Origin of the sequence: Clostridium pacaense, assembly GCF_020709765.2 — a bacterium.
GTDB lineage: Bacteria > Bacillota > Clostridia > Lachnospirales > Lachnospiraceae > Enterocloster > Enterocloster hominis.
Genome location: NZ_JAJFEB020000004.1, coordinates 134,685 through 159,360 on the forward strand (window position 1 = coordinate 134,685; position 24,676 = coordinate 159,360).

The following is a 24,676-nucleotide window of genomic DNA, read 5'->3' on the forward strand; positions in this document are numbered from 1 at the left end:
TGGCCATTCCTCAAAATGATGGATGATAAAGGAGAGAAGCAGTATGCAGAAAGTAGTTGAATTTTTACAGGCAAATCCCGTACAGTATCTGGCAACGGTTGGAAGGGATGGGAAGGCAAAATGCCGTCCGTTCATGTTCTGTTTTGAAAAGGATGGGAAGCTCTGGTTCTGCACCAACAACCAGAAGGATGTGTATAAGGATATGCAGGAGAACCCGGAAATCGAGGTGAGCGTTGCTGACGCCGGCTTTGCCTGGATCCGCCTGCATGGAAAGGCTGTATTTGAAGACAATATGGAAGTTAAGGAGGCCTGTATGGGCAACCCCATCGTAAAAGGGCAGTACGGCACTGCGGAGAATCCGGTCTTTACCGTGTTTTATCTGGAACATCCCCATGGCGTGATTGCTGATTTTTCCGGCAATCCTCCGTATGTGTTTTAGAGCGTGTTTGAAAATTGTTTTCCGTCCAATCCGTTTTTTATTACATTACAGACTGGCTTTGTATTCATTACCCCACGTATACATGGAATCCAGAATGGGTTTCAGACTGTATCCGGTCCCGGTAAGCGTATACTCAACCTTGGGCGGGACCTCAGGGTAAACGGTCCGGGTAACCAGGCCGTCTTTTTCCATGGCCCGGAGATGGCTGGTAAGGACTTTCTGGGTAATCCCGCTTACGGAGCGCATTAACTCATTGAAACGCTTGGTTCCGGTCATCAGGTCGCGTATGATAAGGACTTTCCATTTATCGCCGATGAGCTGCAGGGTCATTTCCACCGGGCAGTCGGGTATGGTTTTTGTATGTTCCATTTATGGACCTCCTGGTATATTTATAGATGTACAGTGGTATGGGGCTGTATATGCCGATTATAGACCATAGGGGATTTTTTTGCAAGGGCAGGCTAGAGCCTGTTTGAAAATTCATTCCCGCCGTCTGCACGTCCCACTTCGCGGTATATTTGGCCCCGATTCAGTCAGCGTAGCCCGCTACGCCTCCATCATCGGGACCAAATCTCCCACAAAGTGGGACGCACAGCCGACGGAAAGCAATTTTCAAACACGCTCTAATGAGGGATGGACGGAAAAGGAGTGAAACGGTATGGATTGGATGCAGTTTTTAAGCGGAACCCCTGCCAGGGATTACGTATATCAGGAAACACCCTATGAAGAACAGGTCAGACGGGCGGCAGGCCTGCTGAACCGCGCGGATGCGGTCCTGATTGGGGCCGGGGCCGGACTGTCCACGGCGGCTGGGCTTGTCTATGGAGGACGCCGCTTTACGGAGAATTTCGGTGAATTCATTGAGCGGTATGGACCTGCTGCCATGAGGGATATGTATGCGGCAGGTTTCTACCCCTTTCCCACGGAAGAGGAACGGTGGGGCTACTGGTCAAGGCATGCTTATGTGAACCGGATTGAACCGCAGGCCCTGCCCCTGTATCTCAAGGTGTTTGAGATGGTTTGCGGCAGGGAACATTTTGTCCTGACCACCAATGTGGACCATCAGTTCTGGAAAGCCGGGTTTGAGGATGAGGATATCTTTGCAACCCAAGGGGACTATGGGCTGATTCAGTGCGCAAAAGCCTGTCATGGCAAAACCTACGATGCAACAGGACTTTTCGCACGCATGAACCAGGCGGTGAAGGATTGCAGGATTCCTTCCGGTATGGTGCCAAGATGCCCGGTCTGCAAAGGCCCCATGGCCATGAACCTGCGGTGCGACGGATATTTTGTGGAAGATGGGCATTGGCATCAGGCAGCGGGGCGGTATGGGGATTTCCTGAACCGTGCAGTCGGACGCAGGCTGGTGCTGCTGGAACTTGGGGTTGGATTTAACACCCCGGCCATCATCCGTTTTCCATTTGAGAAAATGATGGGTGAAAACAGGGAGTGGAGCCTGATCCGTCTGAACCTTGATGAGGCAGCGGTGCCGGAAAGCCTGGGATACCGGGCGGTGGGGATCAACATGGATCTGGCGGTGTGCGTCGGGGATATAAGGACAGCCATGAGGGAAGGGACAGGAGATGGCAGCGGTCATGAGGAATAGGATGTAAGGAATGGGCTGCAGGAATACTGCCGCGAGGCACCGGGAGCAGGGGATAAAGTATATTCCAAAGAAAGGAGGGGTAACAGTGACACAGGAGGAGAGACGGGAATATCTGATTGAGACCCTGTTAAAGGAGATGCCCCAGTATCGGTATATGGACATTCCCGGGGGTGAGGAGGCCAGATGGAGGGTTCTGCGCTCCCTGTTTAACGTACGGCCGCCCATGCCGGCTGGGAAGGATTTTTTGTCTGTGCAGGACGGATACCTGTCAGAGGAGGTCAGAAGGCGGGGCATGGCGGACTGCCGTTTTTTGGAACATGTGGGAAAGGACAAACGTATCTTTCTCTGGCAGGGGGATATAACCTGCCTGAAAGCGGATGCCATTGTCAATGCCGCAAACAGCGAGCTTTTGGGCTGCTTCCATCCCTGCCATTCCTGTATTGACAACATAATCCATACTTATGCAGGAGTCCAATTGCGGCTGGCGTGTAATGATATCATGCAGGCCCAGGGACATGCAGAGCAGTCCGGCAGAGCGAAAATCACTCCTGGATTTAATCTTCCGGCAAAGTATGTGCTTCATACAGTGGGACCAATCATTACAGGCCCCCTCGGCAGCGGGGACTGTGATCTTCTGTCACGGTGCTATGAGTCATGCCTTGAACTGGCGGTAAAGCATGATATCCAGTCCATTGCTTTCTGCTGTATATCTACCGGAGTATTTCATTTTCCGCAGGAAAGAGCGGCGGAAATTGCTGTGGAAACCGTGTCACGTTTCCTGGAACATGATTCTTCCCTCAGACAGGTTATATTCAATGTGTTTACGGATAAGGACCGGGAACTTTACCGGGAGCAGCTGGAAGGCTGAGGTTGCAACCGGATGGAAGATTGCTTATAATAAAAGGATGGAAAAGTCAACAGGGGGCTGCACCGTGGCTCCCTTATTTCACGCAGGGCGGTGGGACCATTGGAAATTTTGGATGAAATACAGGATACAGTGATTCTTTATGCCAATATCCTGGCACAGATATTGAAGATTGACGTTACCATTGTCAACAGCAGTTTTAAGCGGATTGCAGGAACGGGAAGATTGATAAAGGAAATCAATACAGATATGTCTGAAGAAGGGCATATACTGAAGAAAGCAATGGAGAGCGGTGAGACACAGATTGTCAATGAACCTGGGAAGAATGAGATATGTAGGGATTGCCACAGCAGGGAACACTGCAGGGAGACATTTCATATGAGTACTCCGGTCATGATAAAGGGACAGGCAATCGGTGTAATCTGTTTTACCTGCTTTAATCAGAAGCAGAGAAGCCATGCCCTGAAAAACCAGGAAATATTTAAACAGTTCCTCCAGCAGTTTGCGGATTTAATATCTGCCAAGGCTCAGGAGGCATTGGAGAATAAAAAGAATCTGGCTATGAAGGAACTGCTGGAAACCATTGTGGACCGTCTGGACGCCGGGGTCATTGTCATGGATCAGCATAACCTTGTGGTACAGACCAACCGTATGTGCTGCCAGATACTGAAGATGCGGGAGGGGGATTTATTCACGGTCCCGGTCCGCCTTGCGCCTACAGGTAATTTTGTGGGCGGACTGGATGAGTACAGGCTTACCGCCGGACAATCCAGCTACAGGCTGGTTGGCAAGGTATTTGAACTGGATACAGAGGGTAGGATGACCTTCTTCCTGTTTAACCAGGCGGAGCGTACCCTTAAGGATTCCCTGGGCCTTGCAGGCAAAAGGGAAAGGAGCGGGCTGGAGCGTATTGACGGTAATTCCCCTCAGATACAGGCGGTAAAGCAGGAGATGCTGCGTATGGTCAGTTCGCCGTCGCCGGTTCTGATACTGGGGGAAAAGGGGACTGAGAAGACAAAATTTGCCATGGCAATCCACGAAGAGGGGGAGAGGGCCGGAGAGATGGTATGTACCGTGAACTGTGAAACCGTGCCCCAAAGCCAAATAGGGAGGGAACTGTTCGGTACGGCCAGGACAGCTGCTTCAAAAGGCAAGGCCGGGAAGCTGGAGGCTGCATCTAAGGGAACCCTGATTTTGGAGGAGGTAGAGAACCTGCCGTATGATGTCCAGCTCCGGCTGGGGGAGTTCTTGGACAGCCAGCTTGTGGTGCGGCAGGGCGCCCTTAAGGGGGTACGGGTAAATACCAGGATCATCTGCACTTCTTCTGTCAACCTGGGAGAACTGGTGGAACAGGGAAGGTTCCTGCCTGCATTTTATTACAGGATTAATATCCTGCCACTGTACATCCCGCCTCTGAGGGAAAGGAAAGGGGATATAAATCTTCTGGCCCAGAAGTACCTGCAGAGGTATGCCAGGTCAATGAACAAAAACATACAGACAATCAGCGACGGATTTTATGCCTGTATCAGGCAGTATGGGTGGCCTGGTAATAAATGGGAATTGCGTAACGCTATGGAATATGCCGCTAATATGATGAAACTGGACGGCATGATTGATATTGACCTGCTTCCCGCCAACCTCAGGACAGGTGTCATGCAGGCAGAGGATGACCTGAATCTGGAGTCCATGGAGAAGAGGATGATAGAAAAGGCAGTCAGCCGCTATGGCACAAGCGTGGAGGCCAAGAAAAAAGCAGCTGGTGCACTGGGCATAGGTATGGCTACCCTATACCGCAAACTGGATAAGTATGGTTTGTGAATGTAGAAAAGGCGGCCAGGATTTATACAAAATATACAAAAAAGAGGCTGATAAATTGCTGCAGCTTCTTTTTTATTTGAATAAATTCTCATTATGATAAAGTGTGTTCTCAATATGATAAATATGGAAATACAGGGGACAGGCCAGGCGTTTTTGATTATGATTCTCATTTTGATAAATAATAGCCGGTAGAAACCGTGTATGGCCTGCTTTTGACACCTCCGGTTTCTTCAACTATAGTACCATCATACTACATGGAGATAGAATAGAAAGGTGAACAGGTATGCAGGTAATTCAAACTTTAAATGGGATTTTTTGGGGATGGCTGGTGGCAGGGATCCTGCTGGGCACAGGTGTATTCTTCACAATCAGGCTGAAATTCCCACAGATACGGTATTTTACCAAATTGTTTGGTAATCTGAGGGAGAGCATGAAATCAGAGGGAGGTGTATCGGGATTTGGCGCCCTGTGTGCGGCAGTGGGCGGCCAGGTTGGGACCGGAAGCCTGGTAGGGGTGGCAACAGCCCTTGCATCCGGCGGCCCGGGTGCAATATTCTGGATGTGGATGACGGCTCTTTTGGGAATGCCCATCAGTTTTAGTGAGGCAGTGCTTGGACAGCTGTTCAGGGAGAAGAATTCAGATGGGACCTATAGGGGCGGACCCGCCTATTACATGGAAAAGGGGCTTCACAGCAAACTGCTGTCCGTGCTGTTTTCCATCAGTGTCATGATTGGAATCGGATTTTTCTATGCCATGATACAGAGTAACTCCATTTCCGTTGCGCTGACAGGGGTGGTGGATATCAAGCCGCTGTTTGCGGGCCTGGTCCTTCTGGTGCTGGTATGTCTTGTTGTATTCGGAGGCATTAAACGTCTGTCAGAGGTATCCTCACTGGTAGTGCCGTTCATGGCGCTGGCTTATCTGGTGATAGCGGTCATCATCGTAGTAATGAACATCAAGATGCTTCCCGGTGTCATCACACTTATTTTCAAATCCGCTTTCAGTTTCCGGGCGGCTGCCGGAGGCGTGGCCGGATATACCATTAAGGAGGCATTCCGCTATGGCGTTGCCAGGGGACTGTTTTCTAATGATGCAGGGAATGGGACAGCACCCAGCATGCATGCGTCCGCCGTGGTAAAACATCCGATGAACCAGGGGCTGGCTGCAATGCTTGGGACATTTATCACAACAATCATTATCTGCAGCTGTACTGCATTCTGCATATTGATTACGGGCGCACTGGATTCAGGGGAAACAGGGATTGCACTGACCCAGGTGGCTTTCCACAATGCCCTTGGCGGGGCTGGAAAATGGATTGTATTCCTGGCAATGTCGCTGTTTGGCTTTACCACGCTGCTGGCGGATATTTATTATGGGGAAGTAAACCTGATGTCACTTGTTTCTGAAAAGCCCGGTGCGGTTACGGTTTACAGGATTATCTGCTGCGTCTTCATCATCATCGGGGCGGTTGCGCCAGTCCCCATTGTATGGGACCTGGTTGACCTTGTAAGCGCGTTCATGGTATTTTTCAATGTAATAGCGTTAATCGGGCTGGCAAGATATGTAGTCTATGTGCTGAAGGATTTTGTGGGGCAGAAGGATAAGGGTAAGGCACAGCCTGTATGGGATGTGGAAAATGACATAACGGCCATGGATTTAACCAGGCTGTCAGATGAACAGTGAACCAGCCAGAGGCAGACATGGATGCTAATGATAAGATGGACATACAGCAGAATCAGGAGGAGAATGATATGGTAAGTGAAGGAATTAAAAACCAGATGAAAGAGTGGAGGCATTATCTGCACATGCATCCGGAAAGCGCGTTTGAAGAAACGGGAACAGCGGATTATGTGGCAAAGCTGCTGGCCGGGATGGGGCTGGAAGTACATACAGATATAGGAGGAACCGGCGTTGTGGCGACCCTGAGTGCAGGGAACGGAACGGAGGTAATCGGCTTAAGGGCAGATATGGATGCAATCAATATGACGGAAACAGGGGAACCGGACTATTGTTCCCTAAATCCCGGGAAAATGCATGCCTGCGGTCATGATGGGCACACGGCTACCCTTCTTGGAGCTGCAAAGATCCTGTCGGAACAAAAGAATTTTAATGGGACCGTACGCTTTATCTTCCAGCCGGCAGAAGAACCGGGCAAAGGTGCCAGGGCCATGCTGGAGGACGGGCTGCTGGACCGTTTTCCAGTGGATGAGATATACGGGCTTCACAATATGCCCTCCCTGCCCACGGGAACCATCCATACAAAGGTGGGTGGAATCATGGCAAGTGAGGATAATTTTACCATACGTATAAAAGGAAAGGGTGGTCATGCATCCAGCCCCCATCTGGGAATCGACCCGCTTGTGACGGCGGCCCAGATTATCCTGGCGCTTCAGACAGTGGTTTCCCGCAGCGCCAACCCATTGGACCCTGCTGTCATATCCTGCACGGAAATCCATACGGACGGCGTGCACAACGCGATTCCGTCCAATGTGGAGATACTGGGAGATACAAGAAGTTTCTCGCCAGCCATGCAGGCGCTGATTGAGAAGCGGATGCGGGGCATCTGTGAGGGAATCTGCCAGATGAACGGTGCCGGATGTGAATTTACGTACACACATGAATTTGCACCCACAGTTAACTGGGAACAGTGTGCGGCAGTGGCTGCGCGGGCGGCTGTCAATGTGGCAGGCGAAAAGGGAACCAATGCCAGCTGTGAGCCATGGATGGCTTCTGAGGACTTTGGGACTTTCCTGGAAAGGATACCTGGCTGCTTCGTGTTCCTGGGAAGCGGGGACTGTGAAAATGGAGCGGATAATATTGCCCTTCATAATTCACGGTTTGATTATAATGACAAGGTCCTGGAGACAGGTGCTGAGTTTTTTGCCGAGCTGGTGCGTGTGCGCCTGCCTGGATAAAAGGAGGATATGGAAATGGACGGGTGTATCAAGGCAGTTCATTATAAGAGAAAAAAGGGCAATGGCCTGTGCCCGGTGATGGCATTTGGTCCGGAAACTGCCAGAAGGGTGAATGAATACCACAAAAGTTTCCCGGAGTACAGTGTAACACCTATGGCGGGCCTTAAGAACCTGGCCTCTTCCCTTGGGCTTGCGGATATCCAGGTAAAGGATGAAAGTTACCGGTTTGGACTTAATGCATTTAAGGTGTTGGGCGGTAGTTATTGTATCGGCAGGTATATAGCAGACCGTCTGGGGGTAGATATCAGTGAACTTCCGTATGATAAGATAAGGGATGCTGGTGTGAGGGAAAAATTAGGCGGGCTTACCTTTGTGACGGCTACGGATGGGAATCATGGGAGGGGGATTGCGTGGACGGCAGACCGTCTGGGGCAAAAAAGCGTGGTCTACATGCCTAAGGGCAGTTCACGGGAACGTCTTGATAATATAAAGGCTTTGGGGGCAGACGCATTCATCACGGAACTGAATTACGATGATGCGGTCCGGCTGGCTAATGAACATGCCAGGACTTATGGCTGGATCATGGTACAGGATACTGCCTGGGATGGCTATGAGGAAATACCGCAGTGGATCATGCAGGGATATACCACCATGGCATATGAGGCGGCCGGCCAGATGAAGGAGAAGCCTACCCATATCTTCCTTCAGGCAGGCGTGGGGGCCATGTCCGGGGCCATGGCGGGATTCTTTGCAGACCTATATGGGGATGAGGAGCGGCCTGTAATCACTGTCGTGGAACCTGATAAGGCGGACTGCATTTTCCGTACCGCACAGGCCGGCGATGGGCAGATCCATACGGTGAAAGGACATATGGATACCATCATGGCAGGACTGGCTTGCGGTGAACCGTGCACCATTGGCTGGAATATCCTGAAGGACCATGCGGACCACTTCGTATCCATACCTGATTATGTGGCTGCAAAGGGAATGCGCATTCTGGGCAATCCCATGGGGGATGACCCAAGGGTGGTGTCCGGTGAAAGCGGTGCGGCAACCCTGGGACTGGTGGCAGAGGTCATGGGGAATAGGGGACTGGACTGGCTGAGGGAAGCCCTGGGCCTGAATCAGGATTCCAGGATCCTGTGCTTTTCCACGGAAGGGGATACGGACCGGGAGAATTACAGACGGATTGTGTGGGATGGGCTTCATCCCAGTTATTGATATCATGGGCAGGCATCCATATACTGTGTAGCGGCAGGCATGGATGCCTGCTTTGTGTTATGCGGATTCCAACCAGGGTCCAAAATCACTGCCCGGAATCACTGGCCTGGATCAAAGATAATCAGGCTTGACAGGAATAATAGTTAGAATTATAATTATTAGAAATCTAACTATTGCGAAAGGAGAAAGCATGACATTCCACTATATGGTCATGGCAAACCATGCGATTTACAACAAGGTGCTGATGGAAATCCTGGAAGACTCCGGCCTGACGGCGGGCCAGCCAAAGGTGCTGGATTATCTGGACGGACACGACGGGGCCAGCCAGAAGGAGATTGCGGCCCATTGCTATATTGAGGCTGCCACGCTCACATCCGTGCTCAACGGAATGGAGGCCAAGGGACTGATTGAGCGCAGGCGTCTTAACGGGAACCGCCGCACCTTCCATATCTTCCTTACACAAAAGGGGAGGGAACAGCAGGAACGGGTATTGGAGGCATTCCTGAGAATAGAGGAACAGACCTTTGAAGGGATGCCGGAGGCAGAAGTGGGACAGTTTATGGAATTATATGGGAAAATCCACCGGCGCCTGAGGGAACGGCTGATGAAAGAGTAGGAAGGGAGCAGAAAGTATGCCATACGGTATCATGATTAATTGTACAGCAGTGTTGATTGGAGGCCTTCTGGGGGCCTTTTTAAAGGATTATTTTCCGGATAAGCTAAAGGAGTCGCTGCCAGGCATCTTCGGATTATCCGCCATCACCATGGGGGTTACGCTGATTATCCGTCTTGAAAGCCTGTCGGCTGTCATCCTGGCCATTATCATCGGTACGGTCATCGGGGAACTCCTGAACCTGGAAACAAACCTGATGCACGGACTTCACGGCCTGGAATCCAGGCTCCCGCTGAGCCTTAACGACGGGCAGCTGGATGTGCTGATCAGTATGATCATCCTGTTCTGCTTCAGCGGCACAGGCATTTTCGGGGCCATGAATTCAGCGATGACCGGGGACCATTCCGTGTTGATTGCCAAGGCAATCATGGACTTTTTTACGGCAGTCATATTCGGGACAACAGCCGGATATCTGGTGGGATTTGTGGCCGTGCCGCAATTCCTGGTAGGTATCCTGCTGTTTGCCGGGGCATCCTACATACTGCCTTTTGTGACAGAAACCATGCTGTCTAATTTTAAGGCATGCGGAGGAATCATTACGCTGGCCGTGGGGCTTAAGATTGCGGATATCAAGCGGTCCAGGGTGCTGAATATCCTGCCGTCCCTTGTGCTGGTCTTCCCCTTTTCCCTGTTTTTGTAAATGTATGCCCTAGAGCGTGTTTGAAAATTCATTCCCGCCATCTGCACGCCCCACTTCGCGGCATATTTGGTCCCAATTCGGTCAACGTAGCCCGCTACGCCTCCCTCATCGGGACCAAATCTCCCACAAAGTGGGACGCACAGCTGACGGAAAGCAATTTTCAAACACGCTCTAAGGCAATTCATTTCCCTGCATGATATGGTCCTTGATGGCCTTAAAGCTTTTGGCGCTGACCACGTGTTCAATGCGGCAGGCGTCTTCCGCCGCCGTCTTCCCGTCCACGCCCAGCCTGAATTTCTCATCAAGGTTTTTAGGATTTATCTTAAGAAAATTGAAAAAAATTATTGACATTTGAGTTAATCAGTGCTAACTTAGAGATGCAGTTAGGATACCATAACTTTCCAGGACTGCATAATTGTAAGTTCATAATCACATCAACAGAGAAGAGGAGTGATTCGTATGCCTTTGACAATGGCAAGAGAGGGTGAAGTGACATCCATCAAGCGGGTAGGCGGGAAAGAGGAAGTGCGCCGCCATCTGGAGAATATGGGATTTGTGCCGGGCACGGATGTGACGGTTGTGACTGTCAACAACGGCAATGTGATTGTTAACGTAAAGGAAGCCCGCGTTGCAATCAGCAGGGAAATGGCCAATAAAATCATGATATAGCAGTAAAAGGGCAGGAAGAGGAAAGGAGCATCACAACATGCACACATTAAAAGAGGTTAAGTGCGGGGACACGGTATCCGTAGTAAAGCTTCACGGCGAGGGAGCTGTTAAACGCAGGATCATGGACATGGGAATCACAAAAGGGACGGAAGTTTTTGTCCGCAAGGTGGCGCCGCTTGGCGATCCGGTTGAAGTGAATGTAAGAGGATACGAATTATCGCTGAGAAAAGCAGATGCAGAGATGATTGAAGTGCAGTAGGGGCTGCTTTTTTTAAGACGATGAGTTAGTTAATGCTAATTTATTGATAGATTTTCTCAATAAGAGGAAGAGGAGGATATGAAAATGTCAATAAAAATTGCTTTGGCCGGCAACCCGAACTGCGGAAAGACAACGCTGTTTAACGGCCTGACCGGTTCCAACCAGTTTGTAGGAAACTGGCCCGGTGTCACGGTGGAAAAAAAGGAAGGGAAGCTGAAGGGCAGCAAGGATGTAATCATCATGGACCTTCCGGGAATTTATTCCCTGTCCCCTTACACCCTGGAGGAAGTGGTTGCCAGGAATTACCTGATTACGGAGCGCCCGGACGCAATCCTTAATATTGTGGACGGCACCAACCTTGAGCGCAACCTTTATCTCTCCACGCAGCTGATGGAATTGGGGATTCCTGTGCTTATGGCTGTGAACATGATGGATATCGTGAAGAAAAACGGCGACCAGATCAATATAGACGCCCTGAGCAGGGAACTGGGCTGCCCGGTGGTTGAGATTTCAGCGCTGAAGGGCACCGGCATCATGGATGCTGCGGCCAAGGCAGTGGAACTGGCCAGGGCAGGCGGCAAGGCGGCGCCCGTCCATGAGTTCGGCTCAGAGGTGGAGCATGTGCTGGATGAGATTGAGGCCAGCCTGGGAGGCGGTATCCCCGAGGCGCAGAAACGTTTCTATGCCATCAAGCTCTTTGAACGGGATGATAAGATTGCCGCACAGATGACCATGGTCCCGGATGTCGAGAGGCTCATCAAAGGCGCTGAAGAGGCCATGGATGATGACGCTGAAAGCATTATCACCAATGAGCGCTATACATACATTGCCTCCATCATCAATGGCTGCTATGTCAGGAAGAACAGGCAGAAACTGAGCACGTCCGATAAGATTGACCATATTGTCACCAACCGCTGGCTGGCCCTTCCCATCTTTGCCGTGGTCATGTGGATTGTATATTATGTATCGGTCACGACCGTGGGAACCTGGGCGACTGACTGGGCCAACGACGGGGTATTCGGGGAAGGATGGAGCCTGTTCGGGATGGAGGTACCAGGAATACCTGTGCTGGTAGAAGGATTCCTCACCGCTGTGGGCTGTGCTGACTGGCTGTCCAGCCTGATCCTGGACGGTATTGTTGCCGGCGTTGGCGCCGTGCTGGGCTTTGTCCCCCAGATGCTGGTGCTGTTCATCTTCCTGGCATTCCTTGAGGCCTGCGGTTACATGGCCAGGGTTGCATTCATCATGGACAGGATTTTCCGCAAGTTCGGTTTGTCCGGCAAGTCCTTCATCCCCATGCTGATTGGAACCGGCTGCGGCGTTCCCGGCATCATGGCAAGCCGCACCATTGAAAATGACAGGGACCGCAAGATGACCATCATGACCACCACCTTCATTCCCTGCGGCGCAAAGCTGCCGATCATTGCTTTGTTTGCAGGCGCTTTATTCGGCGGCGCCTCATGGGTTGCGCCAAGCGCTTATTTTGTAGGGATTGCAGCCATTATCTTCTCCGGCATCATTTTAAAGAAGACGAAGATGTTTGCAGGTGACCCTGCGCCCTTTGTCATGGAACTTCCCGCATATCATATGCCCACGGTCACCAACGTGCTCAGAAGCATGTGGGAGCGCGGCTGGTCCTTCATTAAGAAGGCAGGAACCGTAATCCTTCTGTCAACCATCTTCATCTGGTTCACATCCAGCTTTGGTTTTGTGGACGGAAGCTTTGGGATGGTGGAAGACTTGTCAGACGGCATCCTGGCTTCCATCGGAAGGGGCATTGCGTGGATATTCGCTCCTCTGGGATGGGGCAGCTGGCAGGCGGCCGTGGCGGCCATCACTGGACTGGTTGCAAAGGAAAATGTGGTCGGCACCTTCGGTATCCTTTATGGATTTGCAGAGGTTGCGGAAGACGGACAGGAAATCTGGGGAACCCTGGCAGGAAGCTTTACAGCGGTCAGCGCATATTCCTTCCTGGTGTTCAACCTTCTGTGCGCTCCCTGCTTTGCGGCCATGGGCGCCATTAAGCGGGAGATGAACAATGCAAAGTGGACCTGGTTTGCCATTGGCTATCAGACTGTCCTGGCTTACGGCGTATCCCTTTGCATCTACCAGCTGGGCAGCTGGTTCATGACAGGAAGCTTTGGCATGGGGACGGTTGCAGCCATTATCCTGGTAGCCCTGTTCATTTACCTGTTAATCAGGCCGTACAAAGAGAGCCGTTCCCTGAACGTTGGCGTAAAAGCCAAATCAGCAGCGTAACGCCGGATTGTATGTAAATTATATATGAACCTGTGAAGTGCAGTATCAGGAGCGTGTCTTTGAGTTTGTTTCCGGAAGCGTGTTTGAAGGCGCGTTCCGGCTTAGGGGCACGCTCTTGTGGCGCCTGGGATTGCGTAAGGAGGAACCATATGTGGGAAAAAGAGCAGGTGCTTGCTGAATTCCAGAAAAGGGGAAAGCGGATAACACAGCAAAGGAGAATGCTTCTGGATGTCATCCTGGAAGGGAACTGGACAAACTGCAAGGACATCTACTATGAGGCCCGCAAACGCGACCCCAACCTGGGAATGGCCACGGTCTACCGCACGGTAAGCGCCCTTGAGGAGATGGGGGTCCTTGCCCGGACCTTCCAATACTCTTCGCCAAAGGAGGAAGAAGATTGTCAACAGCAGTCATATGCATCCTATTAATTGTTATTTGTGTGTTTGGCATAAAAAGTTACCTGAAGCGCCTGACCTCCGGCTGCTGCGGTTCATCCGGTGAAAAGGCCGTGAAACGGATAAAGGTAAAAGACCGGGACCTGTCCCATTATCCTCACCAGTGTATCCTTAAGGTGGATGGTATGTCCTGCGGGAACTGTGCAATCCGCGTGGAAAACGCACTGAATGCCATGGAAGGGGTCTGGGCACGGGTGAATCTGGAGTCAGGGGAGGCAAGTGTATACATGAAACAGGAATATGGGGACAAGGCTTTGAAAGATGCGGTAAAGGCCTGCGGGTATACGGTTTTTAGGATTGAGCGGGTTAACTGATATAATTTCTCAATCAGATGTATTGGAATTGGCGAACCGGGGATAGCGGGGGCAGTATTACCGGATAAAGGCATAAGTAGGAGGAAAAGAGAATGATGGATTGTTTTAAATGCAGGAAAATAGGTCTTTTTTTAGGTGGAGTCCTGTTTGGGACAGCCGGGGTAAAGGTGCTGGCAAGTACGGACGCCAAGAAGTTTTACATTAACTGCCTTGCGGCCGGGTTAAGGGCAAAGGATTGTGTGATGACCACGGCCACCAGCATTCAGGAAAATGCTGAGGACATCCTGGCAGAAGCAAAGGACATCAATGAAAAGCGCAGACAGGAAGAGGTTTTTGAGGATGGGAGCGGGGCTGCGGATGCTGATGGGGTAAATGAAACACAGGTTCCGGCAGACGTGGTTACGGAGTAATATGTAATCAGCCATGGAATCCGCCATGTAATCCGCCCGGGGAAATTCCCTGGGCGGTACTTTTTTACCAGATGAGGAGCAATCAGCGATGAAATTTGTGATAAGACATGAGTTACGTGGAAGGGTCAGGATCCACCTGTATCAAAAGGGGATGAACCTGAGACAGGCAGATCTGCTGCAATATCATATCAGTTCCCTGCCAGGGGTCAGGAGCGTTAAGGTATATGAGAGGACGGCGGATGCGGTTATCCTTTTTGACGGCAGCAGGAGTGAAATCCTGGAAGGAATCTGCCGTTTTTCTTATGAAAATGAGCGGCTCAATGAAATCGTGCCAAAGAACAGCGCGAGGGCCTTGAACCAGGAGTATGGAGAAAAGCTGGTTCAGAAGCTTGTTGTCAGGGCCGTCACCAAATCTTTTTTCCCAATGCCGCTGCGGGCGGTCTATACGGTCCTCCATGCGGTCCGGTATCTGATAAAAGGAATCCGCTGTCTGTTAAAAGGTTCACTGGAAGTGGAAGTCCTGGATGCAACGGCCATTATGGTATCCATAGTGCGGAGGGACTTTGACACGGCAGGTTCCGTGATGTTCCTGCTGGGGATTGGCGGGCTTTTAGAAGAGTGGACCCATAAGAAATCAGTGGGGGACCTGGCCAGAAGCATGTCCCTTAATATCAGCAAGGTATGGCAGGACGTGGATGGGACAGAGGTCCTGGTGCCTGTTTCAGGAATTGTGGAGGGTGACCTGGTAACCGTACATATGGGAAACGTAATCCCTTTGGACGGGGTGGTGGTTTCAGGGGAAGCAATGGTGAACCAGGCATCCATGACAGGCGAGTCCGTTCCGGTGAAAAAGGAAAACGGTATGTATGTCTATGCCGGAACAGCCATTGAAGAGGGGGAAATCACGCTGTGCGTCAAAAAAACAGCCGGTTCCACCAGGTTTGAGCGCATCGTGACCATGATTGAGGAATCCGAGCAGTTAAAGTCCACAGCGGAAGGCAAGGCAGCCACGCTGGCTGATGCCCTGGTTCCCTGGAGCCTTGGCGGGACCGTGCTTACATGGCTTCTGACCCGCAATACGGCCAAGGCCCTGTCCATCCTTATGGTGGATTTCTCCTGTGCCTTAAAGCTTGCCATGCCCCTATCTGTCCTTTCGGCCATGCGTGAGGCCGGCGCCTATCATATTACGGTAAAGGGCGGCAAATATATGGAAGCAGTTGCGGCAGCAGATACCATTGTGTTTGATAAGACAGGAACCCTGACAAAGGCAAAGCCCCAGGTTGCGGATGTGGTTGTGTTCAATGGACAGGATAAGGATGAACTGCTCAGGATTGCAGCCTGCCTGGAGGAGCATTTCCCTCATTCCATGGCCAATGCAGTTGTCAATGAGGCGGTGAAGCGCGGCCTGGTACATCAGGAAATGCATTCCAGGGTGGATTATATCGTGGCCCACGGTATTGCCACCTATGTGGGGGATGAGCGGGTGGTAATCGGAAGCCACCACTTCGTATTTGAGGATGAGGGATGCAGGATACCGGAGGACGGGAAGGAAGCGTTTGAGGGCCTGTCCACGGAGTATTCCCATCTGTATCTGGCAATCGGAGGCATGCTGGCCGCTGCAATCTGCATCGAGGACCCTCTGCGGGAAGAAGCGGACGCTGTCATCAGCGCCCTTCACAGGCAGGGGATATCCAAGATAGTCATGATGACAGGCGACAGCGGGCGCACGGCCAGGGCCATTGCGGCACGTGTCGGGGTAGATGAGTATTATTCAGAGGTACTGCCTGAGGACAAAGCTGGATTTGTGGAGGCAGAAAAGGAAAAGGGGCGCAAAGTCATCATGATTGGCGATGGAATCAATGATTCCCCGGCTCTTTCAGCCGCGGACGCCGGCATTGCAATCAGCGAAGGGGCTGAGATTGCCAGGGAGATTGCAGATATCACAATCTCAGAGGATAACCTTTACCAGCTAGTGACACTCAGGGCAATCAGCCGGGGCCTGATGGACCGGATCGACCGGAATTACCGGTGTGTCATCGGCTTTAACCTGGCGCTTATCTTACTCGGGGTGGGCGGAGTGATTGCCCCGGCCACATCGGCCCTGCTTCACAATACATCCACCCTTGCAATCAGCCTTAAGAGTATGACGAACCTGTTGGATTAACGGACCTGCCGTCTGAAAATTAATAAAGTTTAAGGTAACGTTAATTGAAAATCCGCTGCGATGTGATATCCTTTGATTAGACGGCTGTTTTGGAGTGGCTGGAGCGGGATGACTGAATGGAATGAGAGCGGCAGCAAGGAGGGCGTCAGGATGAAAAAGAGGAAAATTGTTTATATCGGTATATTCCTGCTGGGGGTTGTGACGTATATGATTATCTCCGGTGCCTTAAGTAACGGTTATCTGCGTACAATCCGGATAAACTGGGGTATTGACCTGCCAAAAAACTGTACGGAAGTATTCCGGGCAGACAGCGGCGCAAGCTTTCATGGGGATGGGGAGAGGTATCATGTATTTCAGTATAAAAAAGAGACAGACCTGGGTTTTACGCTGACGGATTCCAGGATTCCTGAAAATGAAGCAGAGGAAATCAGGACAATCATGGAACCGCTTGGTATCCCATCCGCATATGCCCCTGATTTCGGACAGCCATTTTCTGTGTTAAAAATGCGTGGGAGGGATGACGGGCGCAATGTACTCTTTCTTCTCTTTGATGGAAAAACGGATAAACTGTATGTCATTGAGGATTTTTATTGATGATTAAGGGATAATGCCAAAAAGGCGGCAGAAGGCGATGGATTTTAAGGGTTATCCGCACCTGGGACAGGACGGATATGGTATGGAGAGGTGGTATTATGAAAAAGAAAAGCATCAGGGAAACAAGGAAAATCATGGCTGTGGTGATGTGCGCAATGCTGCTCTGGGGATGCAAAGGAGAAGCACGTTCCGTTTCCCGGACAACGGAAAGCGCCAAAACCATGGCCATGGATGAAAGTGATGGTCAGGATGAGGACGGGACAAAGAGGGAAACGGATGAAAGCGCCGGGATAAAAGCACAGACACCAGGGCAGGGGAAGGAAACCGCCCACGGGGTGACCCGCAGTAATGACTATGTGACCAGCCATGCGGCCCAGAGTACGGATACTGATTTCAAGCCTGCAGACCAGAACGATGTGCTGGAGGGAGATGATCCGGTTCCTGAGGACTTTTACAGTCTGGCTACTGATATCCCTGCATCCCAGGTGGAACAGTTTGCTAAGAAGGTAAAACAGCAGCTGCTGATACAGGACTGGGACGCATTATCCGGGGAACTGTCGTATCCTGTTACCATAGACGGGGCAATCTATGATACGCCGGAGGAATTCCTGGAAGCTGATTTTGGGGCTGATCTGAATCCTTATTTTTTCGTGGAGTTGGAGGAAGAAACCTGCAGCAGGATGTTCTGCAACTGGAGCGGCATCATGCTTGGAAAAACAGGCCGCGTATGGGTGGTGGAAGCATTGAACGACGATTTATCATCCCAGGGACTTAAGGTGAGGGCCATCAATGGGCTGAACGAATCCTTTGGCCTGCCGGGGGAGGTCAGCATGTCTGCGGATGAAAGCGATATTATACCAACGTCCATGAAGCTTTTACTGGAAAATGAAACAGACCTGGATATTGTGTTTGGGGATGATTTCAGGCTTCAGAAGTATGACGGGGAATCATGGGTGGATATGGAACCGTTGTTAAAGAAAGACGGGATTTACTTTCACAGCATTGCCTATAAGCCCAGGCGGGGGAATCCGGTGGAGTGGACAGTGGACTGGGAGTCCCTCTATGGCGGCCTGGAGGAAGGAACCTATGCCATTACAAAATCCGTGAAGGATGTAAACGGGACGGCAGGGTACACGGACTTTGAACGCACCTTCAGCTTTACCATAAATCCATAGTTCACGCCCGAATGCCTTTTTCAAACACGCCCGAATGCCGCCCGGCACTGGTTTCACTACGGATTTCCATATGATAATTGAAGTTATGTGAAAATATGGTATACTTTTATCATGGCTGTATGATGAAGAAAACAGTAGATTAAGATAAGAAAAACTAAAAGATAAAAGCTAAAAGATAAAAGCTAAAAGACAAGGCGGAGGATCCATGGAAAGAAAGATACTGATTAAAAATGCAAAAGCGATTGTGACCTGTGACAGCAGGGACCAGGTATATTGGGATTCCGATATCCTGATTGAGGGGCCGGAAATCCTTAAAATCGGAAAGGATATAGAGGCAGACGGCGCGGAAATCATACGTGGGGACGGCAAGTTTGTCTATCCGGGCTTAATCAATACCCACCACCACTTTTTCCAGACCTTTGTGAGGAATCTGACCTCCATTGATTATCCTAACCTGATGGTCATGGACTGGATTGATAAGATTTATAGGATTTTCCAGATCATTGATTCAGATGTGATTTACTATTCCAGCCTTACTGCGTTGGGGGACCTGATTAAGCATGGCTGTACCTGTGCTTTTGACCATCAGTACTGCTATACCAATAAGACCGGCAAGACGCCTGTGGACCGCCAGATGGAAGCAGCCGGGCTTCTGGGAATCCGGTATCACGCGGGAAGGGGTACCAACACCTTGTCAAGGGCGGATGGCAGCTCCATACCGGACAACATGCTGGAGACCACGGACGGGTTCCTGAAGGACTGTGAACGGCTGATTGACCTGTACCACGATCCCGGGGCATTTTCCATGAGACAGATTGTAATGGCGCCGTGCCAGCCCATTAACTGTACCAGGGATACCTTCAAGGAGACGGTTTCCATGGCCAGGGATAAGGGCGTGCGCATGCACACCCATCTGGGCGAAGGGGAGAACGAGGGAATGGTGGCCCGCTGGGGCAAGAGGACCATGGACTGGTGTGCGGAATTGGGATTCATCGGAGAGGATGTGTGGTATGCCCATGACTGGGAAGTGACGCCTGAGGAATACCGGGTTCTGGCTTCCACCAAAACAGGGGTGTCCCACTGTCCGTCCCCGGCTATCCTGGGCGGTTTTCCCATCCTGGATATTAAGGAAATGCTTAAGGCCGGCATCAACATCAGCCTTGGCTGCGACGGCTCGGCCACCAATGACAGTTCCAACCTTCTGGATGCGCTGAGGATTGCATATCTGATGCAGACCTACCACAGCAAACAGAGGGGAGGCTGCGTATCGGCCTATGAAATGCTTAAGGTTGCCACCATCAACGGCGCCAAAACACTGGGACGCCCTGACCTTGGCTCCCTGGAACCGGGCAAGGCGGCGGACCTGTTCATGATTGATACCGCTGTGCTGGAACTGACCGGCGCGCTTCATGACCCGAAGAACATCATTGCCAGGGTAGGGCTTACAGGTCCAGTATGGCTGACCATGATTAACGGCGATGTGGTTTACCGGGACGGCGCCCTGACCGGTGTGGATGAGGAACGTCTGGCCGCCGAGGGCGAGGCTCTTTGCAGCCGGGTCATAAGGGAACCTAGTGCGGCATTTAAGAATCTGGTATAGCTTTGAAGCTGGGAGGTATCATATGGGAATGACGAAGGCATTTTATTTTATCCAGAACAGAAAACAGACACAGGAAGAACTGGAGCAGCAGTTTAATGGGTTTAAGGCGGTCATGCAGGAGTATTTCATAGAAGACCTGAAGATATACCATGGCAGGGGCCTTGGATGGTTTCCTGTATTTTCGGAAGAACTGGTATGGCAGGCTGAGAATCTGGATGAAGACCTGTTAAAAGAGATGGGGAATCATTTTCAGGCAAATGTAATTGCATTATCTGTATTGGACGATGATGTTGTTTTTCTGGTAGTCTGTAAAGATGGGGCTGTCCGGAAGTTTGTATGTGCAGGTGAAGGTATGATAGAGGATTTCGGCTTTGATGAAGAGTTTTCCACTGAGTTCCCGGACATATTGTGCCAGTGCGGTTTTGATGGCGATTCGCTGCGGCGTGTCTGGAGTTTGGATAATTATTATGAGTCGGATCTGTTGTATGATATGCTTGATGAGATGAAGACATTTCCTGTGTTTGAGCCAGATGAGGAAACGCCGGATGGGATTATTGTGATTGGCGGGGAAACAATTTCTGATGGAGAGTGAATTGATTGGGGGCCTGTTGGAGGAAATATTCAGGGGAGCTGGAACAGTATCAGAAACTGGCCGTACTGACAGCGCTTAAGGAAGCGGGGCCACCGCAGTGGACGAAGTACGCACGGCTGGTCGGGCAGGGGGATGAGGAGTGGCTGAGGTTTGCAGCTGCTGGATGCGGGCCTCAGGATGTCAGGTCTTAATGGTTTGGACATACTCTAAAAGTTAAATTCGTTTTCCCGCTCAAAAAAACGAAGTTCCGGCGGCCGGGCCGGGATGTACCATGTAATCATCCATATCTTTTTTCATTTCGGAAAGTGGGATACAGACCCTCATATCATGTGAGGGTCAAGGTTATTTTCTTAAATCATGACACAGGCCTGTATGGGCTTTTCGGATTATACGGATTCCTTTCTTGCAACAATAAATGCAGATGGGTGCCGGATAAGGGCAAAAATTAATGGAAAATGTCATTGTCCGGACTTGCCTTTCAGGAAAGAATCTGATATACTCATATTTAGTTAGCAGCAACTAACCTTAAAAGATATAAATTACAACAGACCAGCCAGACATGGGATAGAAGTTTACGCAGGGATTCGTTGGGGATTCATCTCAAGAGATACGCAGTGCTGTCCCGCATATCCCTGAGGTAAATGATATCCATGGGAAAGGAATGATATGGGATATTTAGAAATTGAAAAGGTAATTGGACGTGAAATCATTGACTCCAGAGGTAATCCAACGGTTGAGGCCGAGGTTTATCTGACGGATGGGACCATTGGCAGGGGGGCTGCTCCCAGCGGGGCCTCCACCGGGGAATTTGAGGCCCTGGAATTAAGGGACCAGGACAATCCGCGGTTTGGCGGCAAGGGAGTGTTGAAGGCGGTCAGGAACATAAACACGGTTATCTCAGATACGCTGAAAGGGATGGATGCAGCCGATATATATGCGGTGGACCAGGCCATGCTTAAGGCGGACGGCACAAAGGACAAGTCAAAGCTGGGTGCTAATGCAGTCCTTGCAGTGTCCATTGCATGTGTGCGGGCTGCTTCTGGCGCCATGGGGATTCCGCTGTACCGTTTCCTTGGCGGTGTAAATGGAAACAGGCTTCCGGTCCCCATGATGAATATACTCAACGGCGGCGCCCATGCCGCCAACACAGTGGATGTGCAGGAATTCATGATCATGCCGGTTGGGGCCGGAAGCTTTAAGGAAGGACTGCGCTGGTGCACGGAAGTCTTCCATGCCCTGGCCGGTCTGTTAAAGGGAAAAGGGCTGGCTACATCTGTTGGGGATGAGGGTGGATTTGCGCCGGACTTGGGAAGTGATGAGGAAGCAATCGAGTACATCATGGAAGCCATAAGAAGGGCGGGATATAAGCCAGGAACGGATTTTGTCCTTGCCATGGATGCTGCTTCCAGTGAGTGGAAGAGCGGCACAAAGGGAGAATACCTGCTGCCCAAGACCGGAAAACGCTTTACTTCCAAAGAATTGGTGGACCACTGGGAAAAGCTGGTTGGCCAGTATCCCATTCATTCCATTGAAGACGGCCTGGACGAGGAAGACTGGGAGGGCTGGAAGATGATGACGGACAGACTGGGGGACAGGGTGCAGCTGGTGGGGGACGACCTGTTTGTGACCAATACCCGGCGTCTTTCAAAGGGAATCAGCCTGGGCTGCGGCAATTCCATCCTGATAAAGCTGAATCAGATAGGAACCGTATCTGAGACACTGGAGGCAATCAAGATGGCCCATAAGGCTGGTTATACGGCCATTGCATCCCACCGCTCCGGCGAGACTGAGGACACGACCATTGCAGATCTGGCGGTTGCGCTGAATACCTGCCAGATTAAGACCGGCGCTCCCAGCAGGAGCGAGCGTGTGGCAAAATACAACCAGCTGCTGCGGATAGAGGAAGAGCTGGGGGCAGGAGCGGTATATCCTGGAATCAATGCGTTTAATATCAAGGCATAAAACCGATTGGATGCAATCCGGTCATGATGACAGGATTGGTTTTTCAGCCGTAAGGGGGGACATGATTTCCTTGCGGCTGAATTTATTATATCAAATATAAAAATAAGAATGATTATCAATATTATTTATTGACAAAATCGGGAGAGACTGATAAAATAAAAGTAAATTAGCTGTAACTAATGTATATATATGAAATAAAAACCACAACAGACAAAGGAGGACAGGCTTATGTCATTAATTGGTAAGGAAATAAGCGATTTTGCAGTACAGGCATTTACAGGCAACGGGTTTAAGGAGATAAAGAAATCGGATATACTAGGAAAGTGGTGCGTATTCTTTTTCTATCCGGCGGATTTCACCTTTGTGTGCCCAACGGAGTTGGAGGACCTGGCTGATAAGTATGAGGAGTTTAAGGGGATTGGCTGTGAGATTTACAGTGTTTCCTGTGACAGCCATTTTGTCCACAAAGCATGGCGTGACGCATCCAAGACCATACAGAAGATACAGTATCCCATGCTGGCAGATCCCACAGGCAGGCTTGCCAGGGATTTTGACGTGATGATTGAAGCTGACGGCACGGCCGAAAGAGGAAGCTTTATCGTGAACCCGGAAGGAAGGATTGTGGCCTACGAAGTAATTGCAGGCAATGTGGGAAGGAATGCGGACGAGCTGTTCCGCCGCGTCCAGGCATCCCAGTTCGTGGCAGAACACGGCGACCAGGTCTGCCCGGCTAAGTGGAGGCCGGGGGCAGATACCCTGAAACCAAGCCTGGATCTGGTAGGCTTGATTTAATACGGAACAGGATTAATGGGTGTGATGATAATCGGCGGCGGCCTGACAGGAATGTCGGCCGCCATCTACATGGTAAGGGCCGGGTGCCTGTTCCCTTTATACAAAACGCGCAAATGACAGCTCACAGCCATCTGCCTTTTTGCTGAAAAGGTTAACGGCCCTGCTCATGATTTCGGAATAATCATGTCCCTTTGCCTCAATCTCCAGATAATCCATCCCTGAACTGAAAGCGGCCTGTTTGATGTCAGAAAAACCATTGATTTCCATTAGGATTTCCATTGCCTGGTTTTCTGCAATTTTTTTTGATAAATGATAACTGCGTCCCATTGGATCCTACCTTTCTGAACTATGAATCAGTAACTTCTAATAGTATGATTCTCCCAAAATGGAAATTTTAAACAATTCATATGAGAAGTTTTTTCATAATGTATATAAATACAGCTTATATTTAAAGGCAGGAAGCCCGGTCAGCCAGAGGGGGAAGAAGCGGTAATAAGATAGACATGGGTGGCAAGGCATGGTAGAATACGTGTGTGGGAAAGAGAGGAAAAAACGAATGGTAAATGTAGCGTATTCGCAGGAATACAGGACATACCGCCAAGAGCAGGAGCGGGTTTTCTGTGCGGATTATCTGCGTCATAGTAAGACCACAATGATTTTCCCGCATTATTATCTGAAAAAATGCTCCTATAGCGGTAAGGTGGGCGGGTATACGCTCCATGCTACGGAGAATGAACTGATTGATGAGACAGGAAAGGTGCTTTACACCTGGAAAAATCTGAATGATGATTGCGAATTTTGTGAATTGATAGAGCATGGCAATGGCCACGAATATCTGGTTTTCCGCTCGGATTTATATGGATACAGCGTTTTGGACTTAGATACATTACAGGATTTTCACTATATTCCCTCCGGTTCGTTTCCAAAAGGTGAGACTTTTATCTGGACGGATGTGTCTTACAATAAGAAAACGAATCTGATTGCTGTTTCAGGCTGTTATTGGGCGTGTCCGTTTGGGACGTTACTTATGGATTTTTCGCATCCGATGAAAGAGCCTGGTATCTGGGCGGATGTGCAGGAACACCTGGAAAATGGCTATGACCGGTACGACGACGTAGACTTTATGGAGTGGCGCAATACGGATTTGGTTTTATGTGCATTTAATAATCAAACAGAAAATAGGGAGACTATTCTTATTACGGAACATGAATATATCAAATGGCTATCAGAAAAGTGAGGTACGCCATACCGTG

26 protein-coding genes and 5 pseudogenes are annotated in these 24,676 nt (G+C 50.4%); 26 read left to right on the forward strand and 5 right to left on the reverse strand.

The window, feature by feature from the left end:
- Positions 1-43 precede the first annotated feature (43 nt).
- The gene (locus LK536_RS38705; RefSeq protein WP_008717699.1) at positions 44-439 is read left to right on the forward strand and encodes a pyridoxamine 5'-phosphate oxidase family protein; all 396 of its coding nucleotides are present in this window, start codon (positions 44-46) and stop codon (positions 437-439) included.
- A gap of 45 nt (positions 440-484) precedes the next feature.
- Here the strand turns inward: LK536_RS38705 and LK536_RS38710 are convergent, their stop codons facing one another.
- Both LK536_RS38710 and LK536_RS38715 read right to left on the reverse strand, forming a co-directional pair.
- The gene (locus LK536_RS38710; protein ID WP_008717697.1) at positions 485-808 is read right to left on the reverse strand and encodes a winged helix-turn-helix transcriptional regulator; all 324 of its coding nucleotides are present in this window, start codon (positions 806-808) and stop codon (positions 485-487) included.
- Positions 744-995 (reverse strand): annotated as a pseudogene (locus tag LK536_RS38715) (DUF6783 domain-containing protein); the annotation flags it as partial. The gene LK536_RS38710 and the pseudogene LK536_RS38715, both read right to left, overlap by 65 nt.
- On the opposite strand from LK536_RS38715, the pseudogene LK536_RS38720 reads away from it, so the two are divergent.
- From LK536_RS38720 to LK536_RS38760, 9 genes and pseudogenes are all read left to right on the forward strand, one after another.
- A pseudogene (locus tag LK536_RS38720) lies at positions 972-1,091 on the forward strand (DUF6783 domain-containing protein); the annotation flags it as partial. The pseudogenes LK536_RS38715 and LK536_RS38720 overlap by 24 nt on opposite strands.
- Positions 1,092-1,097: 6 nt before the next feature.
- Positions 1,098-2,045, forward strand: a complete 948-nt coding sequence (locus LK536_RS38725) for an SIR2 family NAD-dependent protein deacylase (protein WP_227795521.1) — start codon at positions 1,098-1,100, stop codon at positions 2,043-2,045.
- An 85-nt stretch (positions 2,046-2,130) separates the two neighbouring features.
- Entirely contained in the window at positions 2,131-2,913 is a 783-nt protein-coding gene (locus tag LK536_RS38730) for a protein-ADP-ribose hydrolase (RefSeq protein ID WP_227795520.1), read from the forward strand.
- Positions 2,914-3,021: 108 nt separating this feature from the next.
- Positions 3,022-4,728 (forward strand): sigma 54-interacting transcriptional regulator, encoded by a 1,707-nt coding sequence (locus LK536_RS38735; protein ID WP_506092109.1) that lies wholly within the window; start codon positions 3,022-3,024, stop codon positions 4,726-4,728.
- 283 nt (positions 4,729-5,011) lie between these two features.
- The gene (locus LK536_RS38740) at positions 5,012-6,412 is read left to right on the forward strand and encodes an alanine/glycine:cation symporter family protein (protein WP_227795518.1); all 1,401 of its coding nucleotides are present in this window, start codon (positions 5,012-5,014) and stop codon (positions 6,410-6,412) included.
- Positions 6,413-6,480: 68 nt separating this feature from the next.
- The gene (locus tag LK536_RS38745) at positions 6,481-7,644 is read left to right on the forward strand and encodes a M20 aminoacylase family protein (protein WP_008717683.1); all 1,164 of its coding nucleotides are present in this window, start codon (positions 6,481-6,483) and stop codon (positions 7,642-7,644) included.
- A 15-nt stretch (positions 7,645-7,659) separates the two neighbouring features.
- Complete coding sequence (gene dpaL, locus LK536_RS38750) at positions 7,660-8,865, forward strand: diaminopropionate ammonia-lyase (RefSeq protein WP_130789847.1); 1,206 nt, start codon at positions 7,660-7,662, stop codon at positions 8,863-8,865.
- A gap of 190 nt (positions 8,866-9,055) precedes the next feature.
- Entirely contained in the window at positions 9,056-9,481 is a 426-nt protein-coding gene (locus LK536_RS38755) for a MarR family winged helix-turn-helix transcriptional regulator (protein ID WP_025486614.1), read from the forward strand.
- Positions 9,482-9,497: 16 nt separating this feature from the next.
- Entirely contained in the window at positions 9,498-10,178 is a 681-nt protein-coding gene (locus tag LK536_RS38760) for a DUF554 domain-containing protein (protein WP_008717680.1), read from the forward strand.
- A 53-nt stretch (positions 10,179-10,231) separates the two neighbouring features.
- On the opposite strand, the pseudogene LK536_RS38765 reads toward LK536_RS38760, so the two are convergent.
- Positions 10,232-10,282: pseudogene (locus tag LK536_RS38765) on the reverse strand (DUF6783 domain-containing protein); the annotation flags it as partial.
- On the opposite strand from LK536_RS38765, the pseudogene LK536_RS38770 reads away from it, so the two are divergent.
- Positions 10,259-10,375 (forward strand): annotated as a pseudogene (locus tag LK536_RS38770) (DUF6783 domain-containing protein); the annotation flags it as partial. The pseudogenes LK536_RS38765 and LK536_RS38770 sit on opposite strands and share 24 nt — an antisense overlap.
- Here the strand turns inward: LK536_RS38770 and LK536_RS38775 are convergent.
- A pseudogene (locus tag LK536_RS38775) lies at positions 10,350-10,466 on the reverse strand (metal-dependent transcriptional regulator); the annotation flags it as partial. The pseudogenes LK536_RS38770 and LK536_RS38775 overlap by 26 nt on opposite strands.
- Before the next feature lie 171 nt (positions 10,467-10,637).
- On the opposite strand from LK536_RS38775, the gene LK536_RS38780 reads away from it, so the two are divergent.
- The 14 genes from LK536_RS38780 to ahpC all read left to right on the forward strand — a co-directional run bounded on the left by LK536_RS38780 (position 10,638) and on the right by ahpC (position 23,423).
- Complete coding sequence (locus LK536_RS38780) at positions 10,638-10,847, forward strand: FeoA family protein (protein ID WP_025486616.1); 210 nt, start codon at positions 10,638-10,640, stop codon at positions 10,845-10,847.
- A 37-nt stretch (positions 10,848-10,884) separates the two neighbouring features.
- Positions 10,885-11,106, forward strand: a complete 222-nt coding sequence (locus LK536_RS38785) for a FeoA family protein (RefSeq protein WP_008717677.1) — start codon at positions 10,885-10,887, stop codon at positions 11,104-11,106.
- Positions 11,107-11,190: 84 nt separating this feature from the next.
- Positions 11,191-13,365, forward strand: coding sequence for a ferrous iron transport protein B (gene feoB, locus LK536_RS38790; protein ID WP_008717676.1), 2,175 nt, complete (start codon positions 11,191-11,193; stop codon positions 13,363-13,365).
- A gap of 149 nt (positions 13,366-13,514) precedes the next feature.
- A complete protein-coding gene (locus tag LK536_RS38795; protein ID WP_040379696.1) occupies positions 13,515-13,793 on the forward strand; it encodes a Fur family transcriptional regulator in 279 nt (92 codons plus the stop codon).
- An 11-nt stretch (positions 13,794-13,804) separates the two neighbouring features.
- Positions 13,805-14,134, forward strand: a complete 330-nt coding sequence (locus tag LK536_RS38800; RefSeq protein WP_506092110.1) for a cation transporter — start codon at positions 13,805-13,807, stop codon at positions 14,132-14,134.
- Between the two features lie 95 nt (positions 14,135-14,229).
- Positions 14,230-14,544: a DUF6110 family protein gene (locus LK536_RS38805; protein WP_474912425.1), complete on the forward strand. Its 315-nt coding sequence runs from the start codon at positions 14,230-14,232 to the stop codon at positions 14,542-14,544.
- An 88-nt stretch (positions 14,545-14,632) separates the two neighbouring features.
- The gene (locus LK536_RS38810; protein ID WP_008717670.1) at positions 14,633-16,708 is read left to right on the forward strand and encodes a heavy metal translocating P-type ATPase; all 2,076 of its coding nucleotides are present in this window, start codon (positions 14,633-14,635) and stop codon (positions 16,706-16,708) included.
- A gap of 150 nt (positions 16,709-16,858) precedes the next feature.
- Positions 16,859-17,302, forward strand: coding sequence for a hypothetical protein (locus tag LK536_RS38815; RefSeq protein ID WP_227795516.1), 444 nt, complete (start codon positions 16,859-16,861; stop codon positions 17,300-17,302).
- 98 nt (positions 17,303-17,400) lie between these two features.
- Positions 17,401-18,477: an immunoglobulin-like domain-containing protein gene (locus LK536_RS38820; RefSeq protein ID WP_227795515.1), complete on the forward strand. Its 1,077-nt coding sequence runs from the start codon at positions 17,401-17,403 to the stop codon at positions 18,475-18,477.
- Positions 18,478-18,682: 205 nt separating this feature from the next.
- Positions 18,683-20,077, forward strand: coding sequence for an amidohydrolase (locus LK536_RS38825; RefSeq protein WP_008717665.1), 1,395 nt, complete (start codon positions 18,683-18,685; stop codon positions 20,075-20,077).
- Between the two features lie 22 nt (positions 20,078-20,099).
- Entirely contained in the window at positions 20,100-20,669 is a 570-nt protein-coding gene (locus LK536_RS38830) for a hypothetical protein (RefSeq protein WP_040379690.1), read from the forward strand.
- A gap of 5 nt (positions 20,670-20,674) precedes the next feature.
- On the forward strand, positions 20,675-20,860 hold the full coding sequence (locus LK536_RS38835; protein WP_227795514.1) for a hypothetical protein: 186 nt from the start codon (positions 20,675-20,677) through the stop codon (positions 20,858-20,860).
- A gap of 475 nt (positions 20,861-21,335) precedes the next feature.
- A complete protein-coding gene (gene eno / locus LK536_RS38840; RefSeq protein WP_227795513.1) occupies positions 21,336-22,631 on the forward strand; it encodes a phosphopyruvate hydratase in 1,296 nt (431 codons plus the stop codon).
- 228 nt (positions 22,632-22,859) lie between these two features.
- Positions 22,860-23,423, forward strand: a complete 564-nt coding sequence (gene ahpC, locus LK536_RS38845) for an alkyl hydroperoxide reductase subunit C (protein ID WP_008717653.1) — start codon at positions 22,860-22,862, stop codon at positions 23,421-23,423.
- Between the two features lie 96 nt (positions 23,424-23,519).
- On the opposite strand, the gene LK536_RS38850 is transcribed toward ahpC, so the two are convergent.
- Positions 23,520-23,750: a hypothetical protein gene (locus tag LK536_RS38850; RefSeq protein WP_008717650.1), complete on the reverse strand. Its 231-nt coding sequence runs from the start codon at positions 23,748-23,750 to the stop codon at positions 23,520-23,522.
- Positions 23,751-23,940: 190 nt separating this feature from the next.
- Between LK536_RS38850 and LK536_RS38855 the strand changes: the two genes are divergently transcribed.
- Positions 23,941-24,660, forward strand: a complete 720-nt coding sequence (locus tag LK536_RS38855) for a hypothetical protein (protein WP_227795512.1) — start codon at positions 23,941-23,943, stop codon at positions 24,658-24,660.
- Positions 24,661-24,676 lie beyond the last annotated feature (16 nt).

Bases quoted from the DNA above. Each gene is read 5' to 3' on its own strand.
- LK536_RS38755 (WP_025486614.1), top strand. From the start codon at position 9,056: ATGACATTCCACTATATGGTCATGGCAAACCATGCGATTTACAACAAG.
- LK536_RS38740 (WP_227795518.1), top strand. From the start codon at position 5,012: ATGCAGGTAATTCAAACTTTAAATGGGATTTTTTGGGGATGGCTGGTG.
- dpaL (WP_130789847.1), top strand. From the start codon at position 7,660: ATGGACGGGTGTATCAAGGCAGTTCATTATAAGAGAAAAAAGGGCAAT.
- LK536_RS38760 (WP_008717680.1), top strand. From the start codon at position 9,498: ATGCCATACGGTATCATGATTAATTGTACAGCAGTGTTGATTGGAGGC.
- LK536_RS38780 (WP_025486616.1), top strand. From the start codon at position 10,638: ATGCCTTTGACAATGGCAAGAGAGGGTGAAGTGACATCCATCAAGCGG.
- LK536_RS38850 (WP_008717650.1), bottom strand. From the start codon at position 23,750: ATGGGACGCAGTTATCATTTATCAAAAAAAATTGCAGAAAACCAGGCA.
- ahpC (WP_008717653.1), top strand. From the start codon at position 22,860: ATGTCATTAATTGGTAAGGAAATAAGCGATTTTGCAGTACAGGCATTT.
- eno (WP_227795513.1), top strand. From the start codon at position 21,336: ATGGGATATTTAGAAATTGAAAAGGTAATTGGACGTGAAATCATTGAC.
- LK536_RS38795 (WP_040379696.1), top strand. From the start codon at position 13,515: ATGTGGGAAAAAGAGCAGGTGCTTGCTGAATTCCAGAAAAGGGGAAAG.
- LK536_RS38745 (WP_008717683.1), top strand. From the start codon at position 6,481: ATGGTAAGTGAAGGAATTAAAAACCAGATGAAAGAGTGGAGGCATTAT.
- LK536_RS38710 (WP_008717697.1), bottom strand. From the start codon at position 808: ATGGAACATACAAAAACCATACCCGACTGCCCGGTGGAAATGACCCTG.
- LK536_RS38825 (WP_008717665.1), top strand. From the start codon at position 18,683: ATGGAAAGAAAGATACTGATTAAAAATGCAAAAGCGATTGTGACCTGT.
- LK536_RS38815 (WP_227795516.1), top strand. From the start codon at position 16,859: ATGAAAAAGAGGAAAATTGTTTATATCGGTATATTCCTGCTGGGGGTT.
- LK536_RS38785 (WP_008717677.1), top strand. From the start codon at position 10,885: ATGCACACATTAAAAGAGGTTAAGTGCGGGGACACGGTATCCGTAGTA.
- LK536_RS38725 (WP_227795521.1), top strand. From the start codon at position 1,098: ATGGATTGGATGCAGTTTTTAAGCGGAACCCCTGCCAGGGATTACGTA.
- feoB (WP_008717676.1), top strand. From the start codon at position 11,191: ATGTCAATAAAAATTGCTTTGGCCGGCAACCCGAACTGCGGAAAGACA.
- LK536_RS38705 (WP_008717699.1), top strand. From the start codon at position 44: ATGCAGAAAGTAGTTGAATTTTTACAGGCAAATCCCGTACAGTATCTG.
- LK536_RS38810 (WP_008717670.1), top strand. From the start codon at position 14,633: ATGAAATTTGTGATAAGACATGAGTTACGTGGAAGGGTCAGGATCCAC.
- LK536_RS38805 (WP_474912425.1), top strand. From the start codon at position 14,230: ATGGATTGTTTTAAATGCAGGAAAATAGGTCTTTTTTTAGGTGGAGTC.
- LK536_RS38855 (WP_227795512.1), top strand. From the start codon at position 23,941: ATGGTAGAATACGTGTGTGGGAAAGAGAGGAAAAAACGAATGGTAAAT.
- LK536_RS38830 (WP_040379690.1), top strand. From the start codon at position 20,100: ATGGGAATGACGAAGGCATTTTATTTTATCCAGAACAGAAAACAGACA.
- LK536_RS38820 (WP_227795515.1), top strand. From the start codon at position 17,401: ATGAAAAAGAAAAGCATCAGGGAAACAAGGAAAATCATGGCTGTGGTG.